The 17,462-nt window shown below is 32.5% G+C and carries 22 protein-coding genes and 2 tRNA genes; 15 read left to right on the forward strand and 9 right to left on the reverse strand.

Annotation, left to right across the window (positions count from 1 at the left end):
- Positions 1–879: hypothetical protein (locus BKH44_RS02150; protein WP_143428289.1), on the reverse strand; the 879-nt coding region annotated here is incomplete at its 3' end.
- A gap of 746 nt (positions 880–1,625) precedes the next feature.
- Here BKH44_RS02150 and BKH44_RS08760 point away from each other — a divergent pair.
- The 3 genes from BKH44_RS08760 (at position 1,626) to ung (ending at position 2,967) form a co-directional block, all read left to right on the forward strand.
- Positions 1,626–2,027: a hypothetical protein gene (locus BKH44_RS08760; protein WP_180674088.1), complete on the forward strand. Its 402-nt coding sequence runs from the start codon at positions 1,626–1,628 to the stop codon at positions 2,025–2,027.
- A gap of 47 nt (positions 2,028–2,074) precedes the next feature.
- A tRNA-Met gene (locus BKH44_RS02160) sits at positions 2,075–2,152 on the forward strand.
- Positions 2,153–2,259: 107 nt separating this feature from the next.
- Entirely contained in the window at positions 2,260–2,967 is a 708-nt protein-coding gene (ung, locus tag BKH44_RS02165) for a uracil-DNA glycosylase (RefSeq protein WP_095269633.1), read from the forward strand.
- Between the two features lie 2 nt (positions 2,968–2,969).
- Here the strand turns inward: ung and cysK are convergent, their stop codons facing one another.
- Both cysK and ybeY read right to left on the reverse strand, forming a co-directional pair.
- Positions 2,970–3,902, reverse strand: a complete 933-nt coding sequence (cysK, locus tag BKH44_RS02170; RefSeq protein ID WP_095269635.1) for a cysteine synthase A — start codon at positions 3,900–3,902, stop codon at positions 2,970–2,972.
- Positions 3,903–4,012: 110 nt separating this feature from the next.
- Complete coding sequence (gene ybeY, locus BKH44_RS02175; RefSeq protein WP_095269637.1) at positions 4,013–4,441, reverse strand: rRNA maturation RNase YbeY; 429 nt, start codon at positions 4,439–4,441, stop codon at positions 4,013–4,015.
- A 114-nt stretch (positions 4,442–4,555) separates the two neighbouring features.
- On the opposite strand from ybeY, the gene speA reads away from it, so the two are divergent.
- Positions 4,556–6,409, forward strand: coding sequence for an arginine decarboxylase (gene speA / locus BKH44_RS02180; RefSeq protein ID WP_095269639.1), 1,854 nt, complete (start codon positions 4,556–4,558; stop codon positions 6,407–6,409).
- On the forward strand, positions 6,410–7,126 hold the full coding sequence (gene cysE / locus BKH44_RS02185; RefSeq protein ID WP_095269641.1) for a serine O-acetyltransferase: 717 nt from the start codon (positions 6,410–6,412) through the stop codon (positions 7,124–7,126). It begins immediately after the preceding gene.
- Between the two features lie 4 nt (positions 7,127–7,130).
- Here the strand turns inward: cysE and BKH44_RS02190 are convergent, their stop codons facing one another.
- Positions 7,131–8,519, reverse strand: a complete 1,389-nt coding sequence (locus BKH44_RS02190; protein ID WP_095269643.1) for an outer membrane family protein — start codon at positions 8,517–8,519, stop codon at positions 7,131–7,133.
- Between the two features lie 284 nt (positions 8,520–8,803).
- Positions 8,804–8,894, reverse strand: a tRNA-Ser gene (locus BKH44_RS02195).
- A gap of 141 nt (positions 8,895–9,035) precedes the next feature.
- Here BKH44_RS02195 and fabD point away from each other — a divergent pair.
- From fabD to BKH44_RS08765, 5 genes are read left to right on the forward strand one after another with little or no spacing between them, the layout of a single operon-like run.
- Complete coding sequence (gene fabD / locus BKH44_RS02200) at positions 9,036–9,965, forward strand: ACP S-malonyltransferase (RefSeq protein WP_095269645.1); 930 nt, start codon at positions 9,036–9,038, stop codon at positions 9,963–9,965.
- 8 nt (positions 9,966–9,973) lie between these two features.
- Entirely contained in the window at positions 9,974–10,666 is a 693-nt protein-coding gene (locus BKH44_RS02205) for a 5'-methylthioadenosine/adenosylhomocysteine nucleosidase (protein WP_095269647.1), read from the forward strand.
- Between the two features lie 28 nt (positions 10,667–10,694).
- Entirely contained in the window at positions 10,695–11,138 is a 444-nt protein-coding gene (locus BKH44_RS02210) for a prepilin-type N-terminal cleavage/methylation domain-containing protein (protein ID WP_095269649.1), read from the forward strand.
- Positions 11,116–11,547, forward strand: coding sequence for a prepilin-type N-terminal cleavage/methylation domain-containing protein (locus BKH44_RS02215; protein ID WP_095269651.1), 432 nt, complete (start codon positions 11,116–11,118; stop codon positions 11,545–11,547). The genes BKH44_RS02210 and BKH44_RS02215 overlap by 23 nt, the downstream gene beginning before the upstream one ends.
- Positions 11,548–11,591: 44 nt before the next feature.
- Positions 11,592–11,735: a hypothetical protein gene (locus BKH44_RS08765; RefSeq protein ID WP_180674084.1), complete on the forward strand. Its 144-nt coding sequence runs from the start codon at positions 11,592–11,594 to the stop codon at positions 11,733–11,735.
- Between the two features lie 86 nt (positions 11,736–11,821).
- On the opposite strand, the gene BKH44_RS02220 is transcribed toward BKH44_RS08765, so the two are convergent.
- Together BKH44_RS02220 and BKH44_RS02225 are read right to left on the reverse strand one after the other, a co-directional pair.
- Positions 11,822–12,421 (reverse strand): type II restriction endonuclease, encoded by a 600-nt coding sequence (locus BKH44_RS02220; protein WP_095269652.1) that lies wholly within the window; start codon positions 12,419–12,421, stop codon positions 11,822–11,824.
- 4 nt (positions 12,422–12,425) lie between these two features.
- Positions 12,426–13,385 carry a DNA adenine methylase gene (locus tag BKH44_RS02225; RefSeq protein ID WP_095269833.1) on the reverse strand — a complete coding sequence of 320 codons (960 nt, stop codon included), beginning with the start codon at positions 13,383–13,385 and terminating at the stop codon, positions 12,426–12,428.
- Positions 13,386–13,626: 241 nt separating this feature from the next.
- Here BKH44_RS02225 and rpsP point away from each other — a divergent pair, with 241 nt between their 5' ends.
- From rpsP to rplS, 5 genes are read left to right on the forward strand one after another with little or no spacing between them, the layout of a single operon-like run.
- Positions 13,627–13,860 (forward strand): 30S ribosomal protein S16, encoded by a 234-nt coding sequence (rpsP, locus tag BKH44_RS02230; RefSeq protein ID WP_095269654.1) that lies wholly within the window; start codon positions 13,627–13,629, stop codon positions 13,858–13,860.
- 17 nt (positions 13,861–13,877) lie between these two features.
- Complete coding sequence (locus BKH44_RS02235; protein ID WP_095269656.1) at positions 13,878–14,129, forward strand: KH domain-containing protein; 252 nt, start codon at positions 13,878–13,880, stop codon at positions 14,127–14,129.
- Positions 14,113–14,667: a ribosome maturation factor RimM gene (rimM, locus tag BKH44_RS02240; protein WP_095269658.1), complete on the forward strand. Its 555-nt coding sequence runs from the start codon at positions 14,113–14,115 to the stop codon at positions 14,665–14,667. Before BKH44_RS02235 ends, rimM begins: the two co-directional genes overlap by 17 nt.
- The gene (trmD, locus tag BKH44_RS02245) at positions 14,667–15,380 is read left to right on the forward strand and encodes a tRNA (guanosine(37)-N1)-methyltransferase TrmD (protein ID WP_095269659.1); all 714 of its coding nucleotides are present in this window, start codon (positions 14,667–14,669) and stop codon (positions 15,378–15,380) included. Before rimM ends, trmD begins: the two co-directional genes overlap by 1 nt.
- Positions 15,370–15,726 (forward strand): 50S ribosomal protein L19, encoded by a 357-nt coding sequence (gene rplS, locus BKH44_RS02250; RefSeq protein WP_095269661.1) that lies wholly within the window; start codon positions 15,370–15,372, stop codon positions 15,724–15,726. Before trmD ends, rplS begins: the two co-directional genes overlap by 11 nt.
- A gap of 16 nt (positions 15,727–15,742) precedes the next feature.
- Here rplS and traF read toward each other — a convergent pair whose 3' ends face one another.
- On the reverse strand, positions 15,743–17,008 hold the full coding sequence (gene traF, locus BKH44_RS02255; protein ID WP_095269663.1) for a conjugal transfer protein TraF: 1,266 nt from the start codon (positions 17,006–17,008) through the stop codon (positions 15,743–15,745).
- Between the two features lie 33 nt (positions 17,009–17,041).
- Positions 17,042–17,458 carry a universal stress protein gene (locus tag BKH44_RS02260; protein ID WP_095269665.1) on the reverse strand — a complete coding sequence of 139 codons (417 nt, stop codon included), beginning with the start codon at positions 17,456–17,458 and terminating at the stop codon, positions 17,042–17,044.
- Positions 17,459–17,462: the final 4 nt, after the last annotated feature.

Here is a 17,462-nt window from a genome sequence, read left to right on the forward strand (position 1 = left end):
ATTATTGGGATTGACTTGATAGCTATTGGTATTTTTTGTGTTGTTGGCAGCCAAGAGGATGCTATCGCTAGATATATCATTAGAAGCCATTCCTCTTCCTTGCATAGATTTTATCCACTCTGCAAATTGTATATCTTCTCTATGAGGGTTGGATAATTTAGCCAATCTTGTTTGTGTGTTCAAAGAAGAAATGAAATTTGTCATTTGAGCACTCCTTTGAACCCCAGCATTCAAAGAAGAGAATTTCTTTTGATCATTATGGATGGTTTTGAAAGCTTGTTGTTGAGCTTGAGATAGAGCTACCAGTGAATTGACTTTGAGGAGGTTGAGCTTGAATTTATTACTTATTGATTCAAAGGTTTCAATCGGGTGATTTGTTGCAGGTAGATTCATTAAATTACTTAATGCAATGAATCCATCGAATTTTTTTGTTACTTCTTTTATTTTGTCCAGAGCATCTTGTATTGAATTCAAATCATTAGGAGTAACTTCACCTTTTTGTATTGCCTCATAATAATTTTTACTAGCTGCGATGTAATCATTTACTACGTCTGGTGAAAGGTGTAATATTGGATTGGAAGCAGTTTTTTTAAACATTTCGTATATATTTATGATATTTTGTTTATTTGCTTCTTTATCTTCTTCTAGGATATCAGAGAGTGCTTTATTATAATCTTGTTGATTATACTCAATAACATCTTTTAGAGAAGGATAGTTTGGCGGCTTAACAGGTTTCAACTTATTTGGAAGAAAATCTTCGTATATTTTTGAATCATCAAATACATATATTCCTACTGCCTTTAAATCACTGACCCCCCCCCCATAAGCAATCAAGCAAAGTATTGTTGAGATTTTCAAGTATGTTTTTTTCATTTTCATTGTAGAACCTTTTGTCAAATGTTTAGAATATTATAAAACTTATTTTCATAAATGTCAATATAAAATTGATTTTTTTACTTATGGGGGGGGGGGTATAGTAAATTAATTGCTTTCAAAGAAATTAAAGATTTTAATGAAAGATTTTAATGATTGATAAGTTTTTAAGGTTTTTTTATAGAGTAGGGATAAGTTGACCACCCAAATACATCCAATGAATTAGAATTAGGCGATATAACACAAATCAATCCACACAAACTACCAAATTTTGACCTTCTTATCTCCGGATTTCCTTAAAACTTTTAGCATTGTAGGAAAAAGACAAGGTTTAAAAGACCAAAAAAATGGTCAAATCATTTATCATTTAGCCAAAATTCTTCAAATCAAACAACCTTAAGAAGAAATCGACAAGGATTGCTATATGTTTTCAACAAAAATCTCTATAAAATCAGTGCTATAGAAGCATTAAAACTACAAGGATTTGACAAAATTAAAAACTTAGAGGAAAAAGTATCTATTTAAAAGAAAGTGATATTTTAAAACAATATGGAAATGCTATGAGCGTAAATATAATTCAAAAAATAGCAAAGGAAGGGTTTATATAATCTAAAAACATTTTTCAAATGATTATGTCTTTATAATTTTGGAGCGATTTTTGCTAGATATTACGAAAAAATATTCGGAGTATTTCAGTGGAAATCAATTCCCATTTGCCAAAAACATCTTTATACGATCTCCTCAGTCATCAAATGACAAAAGAGCAAAATCCTCCTGATCAAATAAGACCAAAACAAGCAGAAAAAATCCCACAAAACTCAAAGGAAATGAATACAGAAATCCCAAATCCATTCCCTGAAAAGAGAGAAACTTATGGATTTTTAGTCTTAGAATTGATGAGTGATGATGAATATGAAGCTTTTCAAAGAGCTACAGCAGGGATGAATGAAGGAGATAAAATGCTCGCAGCACAATCCCTTTATAGCCTCACAAGTTTCTATAATGGCAAATTCACTCAAGATGATAAATTAAAAGATGAAAACCCTTATGAAAAAAATGCTCAAAAAGCCTTTGGGATAGATGCTCAAAATAATTTCCTCCAAAAATATAAAAATGCTTATAATGCGATTCAGAAAGTGGATATTACCCTTTAATTATTGACTTTTAGAGGTATTTGCCTTATAATTATAGACTTTTTTAGGTCAGGGTAGCTCAGCTGGTTTAGAGCGCTGGTCTCATAAGCCGGAGGTCGGGAGTTCAAGTCTCCCCCTTGACACCAAATCAATATCCTTTTACCTACACTTCACTTTGATGAATTTTTTATTTGCTGGAATCAAAAAAAATGTAAAATAATAATTCGAATTTCAAAAAGAAAGTGAAAATAATATGAATCATGAATCCATAAAAATCATCCCTGAATGGAAAGAATTACTCAAAGAAGAATTTGAAAAACCTTATTTTTCATCCATCAAATCACATTATCTGGAAGCCAAACAAAAAGGAAAAACAATCTATCCTCCCGGTAAGCTAACTTTTAACGCACTCAACCTTACCCCTCCACAAAATGTAAAAGTCGTAATTTTAGGTCAAGACCCGTATCACGGGAGTTTTTCATATAATGGGGTAGAAATCCCTCAAGCAATGGGTTTAAGTTTTTCTGTCCCAAAAAATGTCCCCATCCCTCCAAGCTTGAAAAATATTTATAAAGAATTGAACAATTCATTAGGTTTTCAAGTCCCAAATCATGGAGATTTAAGTACTTGGTGCCTCAAAGGAGTATTGCTTTTGAATACAATTTTTAGTGTGGAAAAATCTAAAGCAGGCTCTCATGCATATTTTGGTTGGGAAAATTTCAGTGATGCTATTATTGCAACGCTTTCAAATCACTATGAAAAAATCATTTTTATGCTTTGGGGAAATTATGCAAAAAAGAAAACACTTCTTATCAACCAAAACAAACACATCGTGATTACAGCACCCCATCCTAGTCCACTAGCACAAGGTTTTGTTGGAAGCGGAGTATTCTTAAAAGCCCAAGAAGCACTTAAAAAATTTGGCAAAGAACCTCTTGATTGGAGTTTACCTATCAATTAATTTTACTCTTCTGGGGATTCAAAATCAAAAAATTCTGTACTCAAATACCTTTCACCTGTATCACACAATATTGTGACAATATTTTTACCCGGAAAACGTTTTGAGAGTTCAGCAGCAGCCCAAAGATTTGCACCTGAAGAAATACCGACTAAAATACCTTCCAATTTAGCCAAATTTGATGCAAAAAGATAAGCATCTTGAGTCTCTACCTGCAAAACCTCATCATACAAATTAGTATCAAGCACTTTTGGAACAAAACCTGCTCCAATGCCTTGAATTTTATGGGGTGCTGCCCTTCCTCCAGAAAGTACAGGAGATAAAGCAGGTTCAACAGCAAATATTTTGACTTCTGGATTTTTTTCTTTAAGTACTTCGCCTACACCTGTAATAGTTCCACCCGTACCTACACCTGTAACAAAAACATCTATTTCACCCTCTAAAGCATCAATAATTTCTTTTGCAGTAGTTTTTTTGTGTGCATCAGCATTAGAAGGATTATCAAATTGTTGCAAAATAAAAGAGTCTGGAATCTCTCTTGAAAGTTCAATAGCTTTCTGGACTGCACCACTCATTCCTTTTTCTGGAGGAGTTAACTCAAGCTGTGCACCAAACATCTTCATCAACTTACGTCGCTCAATACTCATTGAAGCAGGCATCGTAAGGATTAATTTTATACCCAAAGAAGCACAAACTGCTGCCAATCCTATTCCAGTATTGCCACTTGTAGGCTCAATCAAAACGCTATTAATAGAAATTCTTTTTTCGCTTAAAGCTTGCCGAATCATACCAAGGGCAATCCTATCTTTCACAGAACCGCTAGGGTTCATGAATTCACATTTTCCAAAGATATTTGCACCATATTGTGCAGAAAATTTTTGTAGTCTTAAAAGGGGTGTATTTCCAATAATGTCCAATACAGATTGTGCTATTTTCATTAATTTTCTCCTGATGTAAAATATTCTTCAAGTCTATCCTAAGAAAGATTATAATTTTTTAAAACTTGATTACTTTATGAAAACAATAAATCTAAGAATGTGAAGCATAACTACTGATTTCTGACAATTAAACTTTTAGGTAAACCAAAATGATTTATAATTTCCTCTTCTTTCAAACGATGCTCCCCATCATCTTTTTCGTGATCATATCCTAAAAGGTGTAAAATACCATGTATGAGCAACAAAGCAATTTCAAAGTCAATCGAATGCCTCAGCTGCTGACTCATCCTCTTTGCCATATCTACATTAATAACCACACTACCCAATATCAAATCCATCCCGATAATGCCCATATCATCAAAAGGAAAGCTTAAAACATCTGTTGTTTTATCTTGAAAACGAAACTCTTTATTGAGTTCGTGGAGATTTTTATCATCTGTGAGTATCAATTCAATATTTTTTGGACTCAAAAATAATGCAATCTTATCAAACAACTCATAATCTAAAATGGCATCAGTATGATTATTAATTTCTAACATTTATCCCAACACTTTTATTTTAATTTTCCGATTATACAGACCACATTATTAAAATCCAAATTAAGTGTTATAATTTTGAATAAATATTGATTAAATCATTTTGAAGGATAGATGATGGTTGATTATGGAATCAAATTTTGGTCAAATGATGATTTTATCATTGATAATGGGGTAGTCAAAGTCAATCATAAAAATAAACCTGCCATCATTGATATTGTGAATGAAGTCAGAGAAAAAGGATACAAAGGTCCGCTCTTAATTCGCTTTCCACATCTTATCCAAAAACAAATTGAAAAAATATTCTCTACTTTTGAAGCCTCTATTAAAGAATATAAATATAAAGGTAATTTCAAAGCAGTTTTTCCCTTGAAAGTCAACCAAATGCCCAATTTTGTCCTACCTTTAGTAGCCTGTAGTCAAGATAAATGCTATGGACTTGAAGCTGGCAGTAAATCAGAACTCATCATCGCAATGGCATATACAAATAAAAATTCACCAATCACAGTAAATGGATTCAAAGACAAAGAAATGATCAGTCTTGGTTTCATAGCTGCAAATATGGGTCATCAAATCACATTGACAATTGAAGGACTTAATGAACTTGAAACGATCATTGAAGTCGCAAAAGAAATGGGTGCTCCTTACCCCAACATTGGACTTCGTATCAGACTACATAGCACTGGTATCGGTATTTGGGCAAAAAGTGGGGGTATAAATTCAAAATTTGGACTCACCAGCACAGAACTCCTTGAAGCCATCAAATTACTTGAAGACTCTAAATTGCTCAATCAATTCACAATGATACATTTTCATATTGGTAGCCAAATCAGTGATATTTCACCACTAAAAAAAGCTATCCGCGAAGTTGGTAATATTTACGCAGAACTCCGAAAAATGGGTGCAACAAATCTTACTTGCGTGAATATCGGGGGAGGTTTAGCTGTTGAATACACTCAACATGAAGGCAATAACAATCGTAATTATACTTTAAGTGAATTTAGTGGTGATGTTGTATTTTTGCTTAAAGAAATCGTAAAAAACAAAAAAGAACTTGAGCCTGATATATACATCGAATCAGGTCGTTATATCTCTGCAAACCACGCTGTTTTAATTGCTCCTGTTTTAGAACTATTTTCACAAGAATATGATGAAAAAGCCCTCAAATTAAAAGAAAAAAACCCTCCGCTAATAGCAGAAATGCTTGATTTATATCAAAGTATGAGTGAAAAAAATGCAATTGAATACCTCCATGATAGCTTTGATCATATGGAATCTCTGCTTACATTATTTGATCTGGGCTATATTGATCTACAAGATAGGAGTAACACAGAAGTCCTTGTCCACCTCATCATCAAAAAAGTCATCAAATTACTCAAATACAAAAATCATAACGATATCATCCGCATCCAAGAACAAGTTCAAGAAAGATATTTACTCAACTGCTCATTTTTCCAAAGCCTACCTGATTATTGGGGATTAGGACAAAGTTTTCCTGTAATGCCACTTGATAGGCTCAACAGACGCCCTACTAGAAGTGCAAGTTTATGGGATATTACTTGTGATAGCGATGGTGAGATTACTTTTGATTCTTCAAAACCTTTATTTTTACACGATGTTGATGTTACCAAAGAAGAATATTTTTTAGGATTTTTCTTAGTAGGGGCTTATCAAGAAGTATTAGGAATGCGACATAATCTATTCACCCACCCTACAGAATTTATGGTAATGTTTGATGATGATTTGAACAAAGGCTATGAAATACAAAATCTATTAGAAGCACAAACGATTTTGGATGTGCTTGATGATCTTGATTATGATACCAAAGAAATTGAACGTATCTTAAAACAAAGGATTGAAGAAAATCAAGCCATTGATGAAGAAACAAAAAAAGAAGTACTTGGTCAACTTTATATTATGCTAAGCGAAAATGGTTATTTGCGTACTATCACTAATGGTGAAAAAGTTTAAATGGATCAAAAAAAAGAAAAAATTAGCCTTTTCTCTCTCATCAAAGAAGATTTCACTATCCCATTTCAAAAAGATCCAGCTATCCGCTCTAAAATAGAATTATTTTTTAATTATCCAGGATTGATTGCCATCATACATTATCGTATCGCACATAAACTACATATTTCTGGATTTAAAGTGTTGGCTCGAGCTTTGATGGGATTGACACAATTCCTCACCAATATAGACATCCATCCTGCTTGTTATATTGGTCGAAGAGTTTTTATTGATCATGGTATTGGTGTAGTTATCGGAGAAACAGCTCATATCGGAGATGATGTAACGATTTATCAAGGAGTGAGTTTGGGAGGAGTGAGCTTAGAAAAAATCAAGCGTCACCCCACACTTCAAGAAGGTGTTATTGTTGGTGCAGGCTCAAAAATACTAGGCAATATCACGATTGGTAAAAATACTCGAATTGGTGCAAATTCTGTTGTCATCAAAGATGTCCCTGCAAATAGCACTGCAGTAGGAATTCCTGCACGTATCATTAGCAAAGAAGAAACAAAAGAAATAGATACCAGAACAAAACTCCCCGATATAGATAAAGAACTCTTCAAATACCTCCTAAAAAAGATCAATCTCATTGAGCAATCCCTCCCAAATAAACCTCAAAACACCCAAGAAGAAAGGGAGTTACAAAAAATCTATGAACACTATTTGGATTGCTTAAAATAAAAAACTAATTAGAAAAATTATAACGGATATAGACAGCCATATAACTTCTATCAGCAATATTTCTTGGATTACCAGGTACCGGACGACTCGAACCCACACGATAACCAGCCTTTGTTTCATCCCTAAAAAACTCTATAAAGCCTCCCAATAAAATATCTTTTTTTAGATTATAAGAACCTCCAATCCTCAAAGCTTGTTCATTGCTTCGTCTTGCATAAGTGAGACGACCTAAAATATTCCACTCAAAATTTTGATATTTAGCACCACCAAATAAATAAGGCGTGAATGCATCTGCCCCAATAGTATCTGATACAGATTGTCCAATATCATAGACTGAGGCATCCCAAATATCAGCCATCAAAACTGTATTCCCCCTATTGCCTACATATCCGTTCGCACTCCCAAAATTTTTATGAAAACCAAATCCAAAACTGTATCTATCAAGGTTAAAGGTCTGTAAAAATGTAAGTGAAACTGCAAATTTATCAGGCAAATCCCCATACCGATAACGACCTATACCGCCAGGATAATACCTTGCATTATAAAGTTGAAAAGGGGTGAATAATAAAAATTGCGTGTTTGAACCCCAACCTCTTTGCTCAAAAAAATCCTGACTTGTCTGATAAGACACTTTCAAAACAGGGACATTGTAAAGCGTTGGATAAAAATAAAATGCCGGACGAATAGTCAACCCATCTTTTATATAATCCATACCAATAAAATACATCCCTAAGTTTGTAGGTTCTCCTTTTTCATCACTCACCGAATAAGGTGCATACCAATCATACATCCAAGCCATTGAAGCATTTGCGCGTCCAAAACTAGCTTCAAAAAAGGCCCTAAAATACTTATATTTAAAGACTAAATCCACCCCTTGTGTATAAGAAGAAAAAAGATCAGCATAAGAGGATGTAGGAACATTATATCTACCTGCCCATAATTCAAAAAATTCACTATTATAATGCAAATATATCATTGGGATAATAATATTATGCGTATAATTACCAGCTTCCAAAGCACTATAAGGAGCATTCAAAAGGTAGCCTGCCCAAAATCCAGCATAATTATAAGAAAAACCAGCAGGCACATACAACTGCCCATCTATAGTCTTATCTTTTTTAGTAGAATCATAAACAAGTCCACCAATAAAACCTGAAACTCCAAAATTCAATGATGAAGTGTTCCATTTATAAAGCTGCACATCTGCTGCCAAATTGATAGCCATTGTGCTAAAACTCTCAGTTGGGAATACTCCCTTGATTGGATCAATCGTTTTAGGATTACCAATATTAAATCCAACTTTGGTCCAAGAACCAGCCCAGCCATTTAACTGGTATTCAAAACCAAATACAAAAGAAATGCTTGCTATCCATATGAAAATGTATTTCTTCATTTATAACCCTTTTTTTGGTTATTTAAGGCTTCGTTCTATGCCTGATATATAATAGAAAATAAAGCAAGAAATAATTCATAAAGATTTATATTTTTTAGAAATAAAATTTATTTATGTTACTAAAAGTAATTTTATAATCAAATATGCTACATTAAGAAACATTTCTATAAAAAATATTTTGTATAGTTGAATAAAGATATCATAAAGATTAGGATAAAAATCAAAAAACTGCTTTTATATTAATGATAATGCAAGTGGTATTGAATAACAAGAGGTTACATATATGGCGGACAGGGAGGGATTCGAACCCTCGGTAATCTTGCGACTACGCATCCTTAGCAGGGATGTGGTTTAAGCCAACTCACCCACCGGTCCAAAAAATTTAAAGAGGAGTATTTTAGAGAAAAAATCATAAAATACAACTTAACACTTTTCAAATTCTCTTCAAAATGTGATAAAATCACATTTTTAAACTCAAAATTCAAAATACACACTCCAAAAACAAAAGGTTCATCAATGAAATATGCGTTTATTTTCCCCGGACAAGGCAGTCAAAACATTGGTATGGGGAAAGAATTTTATGATAATTTTAGCAGTGCCAAAGAGTTATTTGAAAATGCTTCTGACACAATTAAAATTGATTTCAAAAAACTACTTTTTGAAAATAATGAACAAATCAATCAAACTGCTTTCACTCAACCTGCTATTTTTCTGGTTAGCTATATTGCCCATACTATCTTTCAAGAAGAATTTCCATTGCTTCCAAATATAGCACTTGGACATTCATTAGGAGAAATCAGTGCTTTGAGCATTACAGGAGCACTTTGTTTTGAAAATGCCATCACCCTCACCCATAAAAGAGGAGAATTAATGCAAAAAGCTTGCGAAGGCAAAAATGCAGGGATGATGGTCGTAGTAGGAATAGAAGATGAAAAACTCCAAAATTTTTGTTACCAAAAACAAACTGAAGGAAAAAGCATTTGGTGTGCCAACTATAATGCTGAAGGACAAATTGTATTAGCAGGAAAAAAATCCGATCTCATTGAATCTGAACCTGATTTAAAAGCATTAGGTGCTAAAAGGGCATTACTCCTACCAATGTCAGTGGCAAGTCACTGCCCTATGCTTGAGGATATATGCGAAGAATTCAAAGGATTAGCAAATGCTCTTATCACTGAAGATTTTTCTTTAAGTGTCCTCTCAAATGCGACTATGCAACCCTACAACAATAAACAAGAAGCCCTAGAATTACTCACAAAACAACTCACTCAACCCGTCCTCTATAAACAATCTATCCAAAAACTCAATGACAAAATAGATATTTTCATTGAGTTTGGTCATGGCGGGGTATTAAAAGGGTTGAATAAAAGATTGAGTGAAAAACCAACTTTCAGTATTGCTAATTTAGCCTCACTGAATGAAACAATCTCACAAATACAAAAATAAGGATATAAATGAAAATTGGTATTATCGGTGCAATGCGTGAAGAGATCACCCCATTACTTGAAATTTTTGGCAAATATGAAGAAATTCATTTAGGAGGGAATACTTTTTATTGTGTATTTTATAAAAATTCCCAAATTTATATCGCCTATAGCAAAATAGGTAAAGTGCATTCTGCTTTGACTGCATCAAGTATGATTTTAAAGTTTGGTTGTGAAAAAATCATATTCAGCGGGGTGGCTGGAGGTCTTAGAAAAGATTTAAAAGTCGGCGACTTAATGATTGCCTTAAAATTGTGCCAACATGATGTAGATATAAGTGCTTTTGGTCATCCATTGGGATTTATCCCTGAAAGTAAAATATATATCCAAACAGACCCTGAACTCAATGAAATAGCAAAATCAGTAGCAAAAAAGTATGAAATAAACCTCAAGGATGGGGTTATAGCATCAGGAGATCAATTTATCAACAATGATGATAAAAAACAATTTTTAATAAAAAATTTCCAAGCTGATGCTGTAGAAATGGAGGGTGCATCAGTAGCTGTTGTATGTGATTTACTCCAAGTACCATTTTGTATTTTTCGATCTATTAGTGATAGTGCTGATGGTGAGGCTAATGTAAGCTTTGATGAATTTTTGGATAGTTCAGCTAGGGTTTCAGCCAATTTTGTCAAAAATATGGTTGATACTTTATTGCAATAAAATATTTTAATTAAAAGGAGAAAAATTTATGAGGAATGCTTTTAGTATGATTGAATTAGTTTTTGTTATCGTTATCATTGGTATTATTGCTGCTATTGCTATACCAAGACTTTCTATCACAAGAAGTGATGCACAATATGTTGCTCTGCAAAGTGATATTCAAACTGTATTGAGTGCAGTACAATCAAAAAGTCTAACTGATGATATAACACCTACAAGCTTAAATGGAGATTTAATAATGGAAGTTGCAGGACTCAATCCAACAAAATGGATAGCTACTTCAACAGGGGTACGACTAGCAAAAGATGGCAGTATTGATAATGTTAATAATTGTGTGATGATTGATTTTATAGGCAATTCACTTGAGTTTTCTATTGACAATACGATAAGCTCGGCATTATGTCAAAAACTTTCTAAAATCTATAAAAGAAAATTAACCATCCCATTCAATGATAACAGCATCAAACTCTAATGCTTTTAGCCTTATTGAGCTTGTCTTAGCAATAGTGATTTTTGGCATTATCCTTTCTGTTGCTATCCCCAAATTAAGCTCAAATGAAAAAATTTGTGAAATAAGACTCAGTTCTAAAATAGGTGTCATTCAAAATGAACTCTCAAGGCTTTTTACCCAAGCTTTTTTATCTAATAAAGCCATCAATATCACTAAAATCCACAATCTACTTTATGATATACAAAAAGACAACTCAAATGAGTGTTTTTTAAAATTCGATTCTAAAAATGGGACAATCAAAGCCAAATCCTATTCAAAAATGACAACTTTTGAAATCTCACCTAAAGATTTTTCTACCAATCCAAAAATATTCTGCAACCTCTCAAATTCTCTATGCAAAAGGATAAACCATAAAACCAATAACAAATAAGGAAAAATCTTTTATAATTACAAAAATACCACTAGAGGCAATCAGTGTTTAAAATAACAAATCGTCGCTATACTGGAGCCAAAACAAAACTATTAGAAAATATTTATGGGGTATTGAAAACTTCTCAAGACTTATTGCCAAAAATCTATTTAGTTTTGCAAAGTCTAAATGACTGGGGAAGTAAATAGTATGAAAGCGAAGTCAAGTTAATGATAAATTCCCTCTAAGATTTGATCTTAAGATATAATTTTTTAATTTATCTTATTAATATCTATTATCTTTTGACTTCTTTTCTCTTAATTACCTTTTTGTTTGAACTTAATTTCAAAAGCCCTGCATGCTGATTTTTAATCATCAAAGGCCAATCCATCCATTGTTCTTGAACATTCCATTCAGGATATTTATTATTTTCAAATTCTAAATAATCTTCAATACAAGATTGCTCAATAAGTTTATAACTAATATAAGCATCCTTAACTATCTTTTCTCCAAAAAGCCCCTTAATCTCTTTCTCAAAATTTTCTTGATAAATCATATAAAATTCAATCTTCTTTTGCTCTAATATAGTATGATAAAGAAAATACCATATGCCAAAACTCCTAATACTTGGTCGACCCTTTACTCCACCATCTTGATAAATTGACAAGGTATTTTTGATGCCACCTTCAGATTGAGAACCTCCAATCTTTTTAATCTCACCATCTACGACTATTAAATATACCCTTGCAACATTTTGAGTGAGGATTTTTTGAGGCAAAATCTCGCCTTTTTCATTTCTTAATTCTTTCAAGTAATTGAATTTTAGTTTAGTGCTTCCTTGCACATACTCAACTTCAGCGATTTTAAAAGCTGTTTTTACTTGAGATATCTTCAAAGATTTACTCCTTAATAATCAGTAGTTCATGAGATTTCTTAATATTATGTATATCTCCTCTCTGTATTCTATTCTTACCAATTCGAGTCTCACCTTGTCCCATCGTATACTGCCACTGGGGTTCCAAAATCTTAAAATTTCTATATGTTTCTCTTACCCAACCACAATCATTGTAGCTCAATATAAATTTTCCCTTATGTCTATGAAGTAAATCAGCTAAAAGTTGATGGTCAAATCCATTGTGATGGATAGGAAAATTCCTCTGAGGATATATACCTTTAAACATTTTAGAATCACCATCTAAAAAATAAGGCGGATCAAGATAAAAAAAATCATTTGGATATTTTCCAAAGACCATTTCAAAACTCGCACATTCTACACTCAGATTAGGTAAATAAAAATTCTTAATTTTCTCCAATGCTTTCAAATAACGACTTTTATCTTCATAAATACTACTCATCCAGCCTAAAAATCCAGGACCATAGCTAAGATTAAAATTAAAATAATAATCTCTTGCTAATTTCATAGAGTCTAAAACAATTTCTTTATTCCAATAATTTTTAAGCTCTATTTTTATTTGTTGGTACACTTGCTTTGTAGGTTCAAGTTGACTCAATTCTTTATAAAGTGCTTCTGAATCTTTAAGCAAAACTTTCCAAAAATTTACCAAAATATCAAAAATATCATATGCCTTCACTTCAAGTCCAAGTTCTAATGCACAAGCAATTTCTACACTCCCTCCACCCATAAAAGGACTTATAACCCTATTTAAACTATCAGGAAAATATTCAATTATAAATCCTACTGCTAAGGACTTCCCTCCTCCATATCGGATAGGACTGCCACAATAACGTTTATATGGATTTGCTTTTCCTCTGAGAGATTCTAATAATTTTTTTTTACGTTCAAAATAAGTTAAATTTGTTTCATCAAAAAATAAAGTATTTTTGTTTGCTTCTATCATTGCATTCATTTGAGTATCTCTTTAAAAGTATTTAAACTTCTTATTTGTATTGTAACATAATCTAGCTTTAAAGGCATTTTTAGGATATTTTATAAAATTTTACTTCTTTTTATCAACTTAAAAAAAAATTAGTGTATAATTATCCATCTTTAAAAGCATTCAAAACTTGAGAAAATATGAATATCTCATAATCAATACCCTGCTTTTACTTTAAGAAATCAATAATAGGAGCAAAATAAATATGGCAACAGTAATAAGACTAACCCGAATGGGTAGAAAGAAAAAACCTTTTTATCGAGTTGTTGTTACTGACTCTCGAAAAAGAAGAGATGGTGGTTGGATAGAATCTATCGGTTACTACAATCCACTAGCCGAACCCGCAATAGTCAACATAGACACAGAAAGACTAAATTACTGGAAAAGTGTTGGGGCAAAAATGAGCGAAAGAGTCAGTAAATTATCCTCAGGAAAATAAATATATTGAGTTAAAATATGGTAGAAAAATTTTTAGAAAATTATGTCAAGAAAATAGTACAACATCCAAATGAGGTATCTGTCTCTATTGATTCTTTTGAAGAAGGCTATAAAGATATTGTTATTTATACCTCTTCATTAGATATGGGTAAAATCATTGGTAAAGATGGCAGGATGATCAGTGCACTTAAAACATTTATTTCAGGGGCAAAAGCAAAGGATGGCTTTACCTATAGGATAGTTGTTGAGTCAAATGATTCACAACAATGAGCTTCTTTCTCTTATAGAAGTAGGCAAAATAGGAAAAAGTACTGGTATAAATGGTGGACTCAAATTTCATTTGAGTACCGATTTCCCTCAAAGCCTTCAAAAAGGTCTTGTTCTACAACTCATATCACCCTATATAAGATATACACATATCATTAAACATTTTGATAATAAAAAAAACATTATTTTTTTCGACGGGATAACAGATATTGATCAAGCCAAAAGTTTGACAAATTTGATCGCTTATACCAGCCTTGAAGATACTAAAAAATTCTGTACTTTAAAAGAAGGAGAATATTTTTGGTTTGATCTCATTGGCTGTGAAATTATTGAAAATAATGAAGCACTTGGAGAAATCAATCATATTGAACGTATTGGGATGACAGATTATTTGATTATCAAGACTTCACAAAATCTCATAAACCAAAAACTCCCAAAAATCTTTTTACTCCCTTATATTGAACCCTTTATCCTCAAAACCCTACCCGAACAAAAGATAATCTTTACGCAAGGGGCAAAATCAATCCTAGAAGCAAGCTAATGCAATTTAGTTTCTTGACTCTCTTCCCCAACCTCATATCTTCTTATTTCGAAGACTCTATCCTGAAAAACGCTATCAAAAAAAAATTGATTCAAATCCATATTTCTAACATCAGAGATTATGCAACAGATAAACACCAAAAAGCAGATTATCCTCAAATAGGTGGGAGTGCTGGACAAGTCTTAAGACCCGACATTATCCAAAAAGCTCTAAAAAATATCCCTGATCCTAAACACATCATTTTCCTCACACCTACAGCGACAAGATTTACACATAATGATTCTATTCGTTTATCTTTTGAAAAACATATTGTATTAGTATGTGGTCGTTATGAAGGTTTTGATGAACGTTGTATTGAAATGTGTGCTGATGAAGTATTTTCTATAGGGGATTTTATCCTTACAGGTGGTGAATTGCCTGCATTATGTTTATGTGATAGTATTTCAAGACAAATCAAAGGAGTTTTAGGGAATCCACAATCTCTAATAGGCGAAAGTTTTCAATCACATCTTTTAGAAGCACCAAATTTTTCAAGAACTCTAAATCTTGAAAAAAACTTTGAAAAATTCTTTCCACCTTCAGAGTATTCAAAGGGAAATCATAGTAAAATAAAAGAATTGAAAAATAGTCTGGCAATTTTAAAGACACAATACTTCAGACCAGATTTGTATCAAAAATGGAAAGCAACAAAAAAGGCATACAATGAAAAATAGATATATTGAAAACTTTGAAAAATCTCAAATTGGTGATAAAAAAATTCCTCTTTTTAAAGCTGGCGACACCATAAAACTCGGAATAAAGATCAAAGAAGGTGAAAAAAGTCGTATCCAAATCTTTGAAGGCATATGTATTGCTATTCGAGGAAATGGCGTGGACAGAACATTTACGATTAGAAAAATGGGTGCTAACAACATTGGTGTAGAAAAAACTTTTCCTATCTATAGTGAAAGTCTTGAAAGCATTGAAGTACTTAGGATTGGTAGAGTCAGGAGAGCAAAACTCTATTATCTAAGAGCCAGAAGAGGTAAATCTGCTAGAATAAAAGAACTTAGGAAATAAGTCTTTTTACTTAAATTTAAAATGAAAAACTTCCTCCAATCTTTACATCAAAATATTTAGGCATTTTATATCCACGTGCTTCTCCAATTTTCGTTCCACTTTGTAATGCAATATCAAAAATACCTAAAACATTAATCCCGCCTGTAATGATTATTCCCTCATCTTGACGAATATCTTTCATCACACCTGCACGTAAATCAAGATATTTCAAATCAAATTTAACTCCACCACCAATCATCTGGCTTTGTTGTTTTTTATAGTTAAAATTCAGCAATTCATTGGGTAAAATATCTGCATCAAATGCAAGAGTAAAATAACGTTCATTATAAGCGATACCAACTCGATATTGTGGCTTTACAACAATATTGCCTGAAGAATATTTAAAAGTTGGAAAATTAACATTTTTTGCCACAGCACCAAAAGTCAAATAACGGAATCTGGGTAAATCAATCTCATACATCATTCCCAGATCAATCCCAAATGTGTTATAAGATTCATATCCTCTTGAAGCAGTGAATTGCTTCAACTCATTTCGGATATCCATATGATCACTCAAATAAATATTTTGTTTCGCATTGATACCATTCATATACTTCAAAGCAACACCAAGATTGAGATTTGAATTCTTAAAATAAAATGTTTTTGCATAACCAATGGGTATTTCTGAAAGTATAAATGTCGAAGTTATAATTTTATGTGCATCACCTTGTTGGACTGCATAAGCTATAGAATGAGCTTCATAATCAGCCTGTGTCGTTACAGTATAATCATACCCTCCAGCAGCATTAGGACTAACTTTATAATAATTTGAACCGTTTTGCATTATCAATGCCATACGATTAGGATCAGCGGATAATGAAATATTCGCATATAAAGAGCCAAAAAAACCTACCGCTATTGAACCAAACTCTTCCCTAATTACAGAAGAAGATAATTGAAATACTAATCCATTTTGAGAGATAAGACCAAGATTGTTATCTTTCAAAATACCTTGAAGATTTTGCATATCTTGGGGAGATTTAGCAATATCAAGTAGATTGATATTCACGAGTTTATCAATATTTTTTTGACGGTATTGAATACCAACGCTGTAGCCAAATTTAGTTTTATTATCTGCACTCAAAAGAGCGGGGTTATAATACAAACCATAAGGAGAAGAACTCAACGCAACACCTGCACCCCCCATACCTGCCGATACATTCCCTATAGCCCCAAATTCCAAAGCTTCCATATAAGAAGTCAATAAATATACAATACCAGTGAAAAGAAAAATTCTTTTCATTCAGGTCTCCTCAGATAACGATAAATAAAATCCTTATTTTGCGACCAAAACAGGGATAGGCGATGAATTAATAAAACTATTTTGATGAGAATTAAATATCCTATGCAACAAAGAAGACTCGCTAGCTCCAATGACCAACAAATCATATTTATCAGCAATCTCCAAAACAACATCAATAGGATTGCCAGTTTTTAAAATCTTTTGACAAATAATCCCATCTTCTTTAAAAGTTTTTTCAAAATCGTCTAAAATTTCATTAGACTGCTCTTTTTCAATATTCTCAATAGTGCCATAATCCATAATACCACTTTCAGCATAAACTAAAACTTCAGGAGTTACATGCAACAAAGTCAATTCAATCCCTTCTTGATGTCCAAAAAGCTTAATAATTGTCTTTATTGCTCTTCTGCATTCTTCGGTATCACTCACTCCAAATAATAATTTTTTCATTTCC

The sequence above is a fragment of the Helicobacter sp. 13S00477-4 genome (genome assembly GCF_002272785.1).
Taxonomy (GTDB): Bacteria; Campylobacterota; Campylobacteria; order Campylobacterales; family Helicobacteraceae; genus Helicobacter_J.